The 5,437-nt window shown below is 53.7% G+C and carries 5 protein-coding genes; 1 reads left to right on the forward strand and 4 read right to left on the reverse strand.

Annotation, left to right across the window (positions count from 1 at the left end):
• Positions 1-54 precede the first annotated feature (54 nt).
• Entirely contained in the window at positions 55-822 is a 768-nt protein-coding gene (locus EGJ22_RS25550) for a DEAD/DEAH box helicase family protein (protein ID WP_371921053.1), read from the reverse strand.
• A 370-nt stretch (positions 823-1,192) separates the two neighbouring features.
• Positions 1,193-2,122 (reverse strand): LysR family transcriptional regulator, encoded by a 930-nt coding sequence (locus EGJ22_RS25555; RefSeq protein WP_305955505.1) that lies wholly within the window; start codon positions 2,120-2,122, stop codon positions 1,193-1,195.
• Between the two features lie 172 nt (positions 2,123-2,294).
• Between EGJ22_RS25555 and EGJ22_RS25560 the strand changes: the two genes are divergently transcribed.
• Positions 2,295-2,726: a DUF488 family protein gene (locus EGJ22_RS25560; RefSeq protein WP_028697885.1), complete on the forward strand. Its 432-nt coding sequence runs from the start codon at positions 2,295-2,297 to the stop codon at positions 2,724-2,726.
• A gap of 217 nt (positions 2,727-2,943) precedes the next feature.
• Here EGJ22_RS25560 and EGJ22_RS25565 read toward each other — a convergent pair whose 3' ends face one another.
• Both EGJ22_RS25565 and fghA read right to left on the reverse strand, forming a co-directional pair.
• Entirely contained in the window at positions 2,944-4,245 is a 1,302-nt protein-coding gene (locus EGJ22_RS25565) for an NAD(P)/FAD-dependent oxidoreductase (RefSeq protein ID WP_052155507.1), read from the reverse strand.
• 18 nt (positions 4,246-4,263) lie between these two features.
• Positions 4,264-5,097 (reverse strand): S-formylglutathione hydrolase, encoded by an 834-nt coding sequence (gene fghA / locus EGJ22_RS25570; RefSeq protein WP_028697152.1) that lies wholly within the window; start codon positions 5,095-5,097, stop codon positions 4,264-4,266.
• Positions 5,098-5,437: the final 340 nt, after the last annotated feature.

Here is a 5,437-nt window from a genome sequence, read left to right on the forward strand (position 1 = left end):
GCTGACGACTCATGGCACCTCCTATTTGGGCCTCATTATGAGGCTTGGAGGTGTCTACGAAACCAGGGGCGATTCAAAGGTCTTAGGCGAGACCAGGTAGCTATCTACCTCTTCTAACAACTTACCAGTAACAGGGTCTAACCATTGAACCAACTCGATATAATCATCCAACAGTACAACTCGAATGGCCCTATGCTCTGAGTCCGCCGGGAAGATATCTATGATATCCCCGCGCACACGAAACGACCCACGCCTCAGAACCCGATCGACGCGATCATACTGCAGCAAAGCCAATTTTCGAACTAGTTCACCCTGCTCGATTTCTACTCCGCGTGCTAGCCGAACCTGTAGCGCACGGTAGCTGTCTGGATCTCCTAATCCATAAATTGAAGACACAGAAGCAACGACAATGACATCGCGGCGTTCAATCAATGACTTCGTAGTGGAAAGACGTAGGCGCTCCAGGTGCTCATTTATTGCCGAGTCCTTTTGAATGAAGCGATCGCTCCCAGGCATATAGACTTCGGGCTGAAAATAATCGTAATAGGAAACAAAATACTCCACCGCATTTTCAGGAAAGAAGTTCTTCATCTCACTATAGAGCTGTGCGGTCAACGTCTTGTTGGGTGCCAAAATCAAGGTGGGCCGCTTAAGGCGATGAATCACATTGGCCATGGTGAAGGTCTTACCAGAACCAGTGATACCCTTCAACATCTGATGTGTTGCACCCTCTTCAATCCCTGAGATCAGGCGTGCTACGGCCTCTGGCTGATCCCCTGCCGGCGTATAGTTTGAGTGCAAAATGAATTTACCACTTGACATGACAATCCTCCAAATCGCGACTTGGTATTCAACTGGCGTATCAGCCAATTGAAATACTCGAACCTTACCCTTAGTGGTACAGAACTTTCGGCAACTCGAAACTGATAGTGAAATATGCCTCCAGTTGGTAGCAACCACGTTTTGGGCTCTATGCACCGAGAGTGCTCACCTACAAACACCCTAAAGTGTTGACCGAGTCGAGCAAAAAATCCAATCAACTCGTGCCTTTGTCTCACTGATGCGCCGCCAAGCCTTAGCGCAGATCGTGCTAAACAGCTAAGGTGGCACGTATATTTCGACCTGAACTGGTTCACAAAGCCTCTCATGGACGACCAGCTCAAGATAGCCGCGCGATACGCCTGGGCGGCCGTTAGTCTTTTGCTCGAAGTCGGCGATGGATCGACATTATGGCTCGGACAGGAATGGCTAACTCAGGACTACTAGCCACTTCTAAGAAAGCTCGAACCGAGGCAGACTCGAATGAATTTTTGCCAGCAACAAGGGCAATGGTGCAGTGTGATGGCGTTCCAGTGATCACAACCGCCCTGACATTGGCCACATGCAAAAAATTATTAGCTAAGGACTGTGGAAGAACTGCAAAAAATCTACCTGTCGAAATGTGCGAGACCAGTACACTCACTGAATCAGTTACAACAGATCGCATTTTACTTTGCTCAAGCCTACTTTCTACAGTAACTGAGAAAGTAGAAGCCAACAAACAGAGCTGCCTGCTTAACACATCTTCCCACGTTACGCTTGCAGGAAGTTCCAAGCCGAAACACCCAAAAAGAAACAACCGCTCCTTATGCAGGACTCGCGTATCGAAATCCTCCATGCAAGTGTTCTCAAGATGCATAAGTGCCACGTCTAGACCATTACTTTTAATCCCTTGCAGCAATGAACATGGGCTAGCAGTACTGATAGTTTGCTGCAACAGTGGGAATTTTTCAGCAAGTGCAGCACTTAAGATCGGGGATATAGAAGTCGTCCCCGGTACGATACCCAGCCGCAACTCACCTTCGAATCCACTTCGCAATGCGGCAAGTTCTCGATCTAAGGTTCTGCAGTCATCAGACATTTTTTGAGCCAATGCCAACACACGATACCCTTCCAATGTCAGGCCATCATAGCGCCTGCCATGGCGCACGATCTCGACACCCATGTCCTTTTCCAACTGTCTAATTCCGGAAGAAAGCGTAGGCTGAGAGACATTACAGATTCTGGCTGCGTTACCATAGTGCCCCTCGCGATAGAGAGCCAACAGGTATTCAAAATTTCTGACAATCATATGTGACCTCATCTACCAGCCTGGCACACTCCCTCGTCGCCAGTTATACCCTGGCAGAGTACGCTCTTTTTACATCCGAGCACTCAACATGACCATACACATTAGCTGCCGATATGCACTCCAACCTTTCAACCTGGACGTACGAAAACTTCAACCATCACTTAAATCCATCTAAGAGATCACCATGCGCATATTCACAATCGGCTTCACCAAGACCACCGCGCAGTCATTCTTTACAAGACTAGGGGAATCCGGTGCTAAGCGCCTAATCGACGTTCGCCTAAACAATACATCTCAACTGTCGGGCTTTGCTAAACGCGACGACCTCAACTACTTCACCAAAAAAATCTGTGAGATTGAATACCATCATCTCCTATTGCTGGCACCCACAGCAGACATGTTTAACGAGTACAAAAGTAAAGGTGGTGATTGGACGCAGTACGCCGATAGCTTCCTAAAATTAATGTCATCGAGAAAGATAGAGAATATAGACAAGGAAATCATGGACAGCAGCTGCCTCCTTTGTAGCGAAAATAAACCTCACCACTGTCACCGTCGACTTGTTGCTGAATACCTGGCGAGCAAATGGCCAAATGTGGAGATCGTGCACCTTTAATATGCTAGCGATGTGAATCGAAAGCGCCGACATCTATCCCAGCTGCATACTCTACGGGTGAAATCTAGCTTATAGGGTACACATTCAGCTCATGTTTCCATCCCACAATATACGGCAAACGCGAGCTAGGTGCCGATCTCACATTCACTACCTAGAAGCTGCATACGTCCTGCAGGAACTGACAATCATCCCTGACTATCAATTCACCGTTGCAGTCTTACTTGGGTTCCAGCTCGGCGGGCCCACGCTTGGCCTGCGGTGTCGACCGCATGATCAGACGTGACCCTCGGTAACCGACACTGTGGTTCCAGACCCAACTCAGCGCGACACTCAAGCGATTGCGCACGCCAATCAGGAAATAGATGTGCGCCAGCTTCCAGATCCACCAAGCGAGTGCCCCACGCAGCTTCAGACGCCCCATGTCGATCACCGCCAGGCTACGACCGATGGTGGCCAGGTTGCCCTGGTGCTTGTACTTGAACGGCTCATCCACACTTTTGCCTTTCAGCCGCTTCTTGATCAGATTGGCAACGTACTGGCCTTGCTGCTTGGCCGCCGGCGCGATACCTGGCACGTACTTGCCATCCGACATCGCCGATGCCGCCGTGTCGCCAATCACGAAAATCTCGGGATGCCCCGGCACGCTCATGTCCGGCCTGACCAGCACTCGACCGGCACGATCCGCCTCGGCATTCAGCCAACGAGCGGCGGGTGACGCTTGCACCCCGGCCGCCCAGACTATGGTCTTAGCTGGAAGCGGCTTGCCCGCAACGATGACACCGTCAGCCGAGCAGTCGGTGACCGGAGCGCCCAACGCCACTTCAACGCCAAGCTTTTCCAGTGCGCGCCGGGTGTAGTCCGAGAGCTTCTCAGGGAACACCGGCAGCAGACGCGGCCCCGCCTCGATCAGCACCACCCGGGTAGCCCGCGGATCAATGGAACGGAAGTCATGGGCCAACGTGTCTTTCGCCAGCTCAGCGATCGTGCCCGCCAGTTCGACACCCGTGGGACCGCCGCCGATGATCACGAAGGTCTGCAGTGCGGCACGCTCGGCCGGATTATTGGAGCGTTCGGCCTCCTCGAACGCGGAGAGAATCCGTCCGCGAATCGTGGCAGCGTCCTCCAGAGTCTTCAGGCCGGGCGCATGGGGCTCCCATTCATCATGACCAAAGTAGGCGTGCGTTGCCCCCGTCGCCAGGACCAGCGTGTCGTAACCGACGGTCGAACCGTTGTCGAGCAGGACTTGTCGCGAGCCGACATCCACACCCTGTACCTCCGCCATGAGCGTCTGTACATTCTGACGGTTGCGGAACAGGTAGCGAATCGGCCAGGCAATTTCAGAGGTCGACAGCGACGCTCCGGCCACCTGGTACAGCAGGGGCTGGAACAGGTGATAGTTGCGGCGATCGATGATCGTTACGTCCACGTCGGCGCCGGAGAATCCGTTGACAACGTCCAGCCCGCCGAAACCCGCGCCAACGACGACGACATGATGCCGTTTGTCAGAGGTCTTTTTCATCTTCAGGGTCTCCAGTGTTCAGCGATTCAACGCAGCCGCATGGTGGGCCATGTGTCCGCCCAGGTAGCTCGAAATAAAGTAGTAGCTATGGTCATGCCCGGGTCGCAGATTGAGGGTCAGCGGGTGCCCTGCCTGTTCACAGGCGGCGCGCAGCAGTTCTGGGCGCAGCTGGTTCTCGAGAAACTCATCGCCCAGCCCTTGATCGACCAGCAACGGCAAGCGCTCTTGCGCAGTACGGATCAGTTCAACCGTGTCATAGCGCTTCCAGTCATCCTGGTTGTGCTCGCCCAGGTAAGCCGCCAGAGCCTTCTGCCCCCAGGGCACTTGCGTGGGGGCGACGATCGGCGAGAATGCTGAAACACTCGCATAACGACCTGGGTTGCGCAGCGCAATGACCAAGGCACCATGTCCACCCATGGAGTGCCCGCTGATGCTGCGCTTGGACGACGCTGGGAAGTTAGCCTCGACCAGCGCCGGCAGTTCGTCGACCACATAGGAATACATCTGGAAGTGATCGCTCCAGGGCAGCTCCGTGGCGTTCACGTAGAAACCCGCCCCTTGGCCGAGGTCATAGGCCGCGTCGTCGGCGACGTTCTCCCCGCGTGGGCTGGTATCGGGGGCGACGACTATGATCCCATGCTCTGCGGCATACTGCTGCACGGCCGCCTTGGTGATGAAGTTTTGCTCCGTACAAGTCAGCCCAGACAGCCAGTAAAGTACTGGAAGCTTTTTATGTTCGGCCTGAGGGGGGAGATAGATGCCGAACTTCATCGTGCAACCGAGCACGGTCGACTCATGCTGATAGACGTCCTGCCAACCCTCGAAGCTGGCGTGATGTTCAATGCGTTCCATGGATATTCTCCTCATCTCTACGAGCCAGCGTTACCACTGGCATGAAGGATCACTGCTACAAACCCGGGCGCCACCACACCACGAAGGCCAGATGTCGTCTTCGATGTGCAAGTAATAAAATGTGCAAGCCAGTGAGACATCAAAACGAGAAATACAGCAAATGACACAGCCCACTGGCTTGCTGTGAATTCCGTGTGTCTTGCAACGCCTTCGGCCATGAAGGCGAGACAATTACCTTTCGGAGCTCGCGTCAGCTGACGTGATCTCCGAGTGCCGTGGCCGCGTGGCATGAGTAGGCATGCCAGGCACGGTCACGGCCAGAGCGGAAGGTGCGGTCGCC

It is taken from the genome of Pseudomonas sp. p99-361 (genome assembly GCF_003935475.1).
Lineage (GTDB): Bacteria > Pseudomonadota > Gammaproteobacteria > Pseudomonadales > Pseudomonadaceae > Aquipseudomonas > Aquipseudomonas juntendi.

Coding starts and splice junctions, on each gene's coding strand:
- EGJ22_RS25550 (WP_371921053.1), bottom strand. CDS start 822: ATGTCAAGTGGTAAATTCATTTTGCACTCAAACTATACGCCGGCAGGG.
- EGJ22_RS25555 (WP_305955505.1), bottom strand. CDS start 2,122: ATGAGGTCACATATGATTGTCAGAAATTTTGAATACCTGTTGGCTCTC.
- EGJ22_RS25560 (WP_028697885.1), top strand. CDS start 2,295: ATGCGCATATTCACAATCGGCTTCACCAAGACCACCGCGCAGTCATTC.
- EGJ22_RS25565 (WP_052155507.1), bottom strand. CDS start 4,245: ATGAAAAAGACCTCTGACAAACGGCATCATGTCGTCGTCGTTGGCGCG.
- fghA (WP_028697152.1), bottom strand. CDS start 5,097: ATGGAACGCATTGAACATCACGCCAGCTTCGAGGGTTGGCAGGACGTC.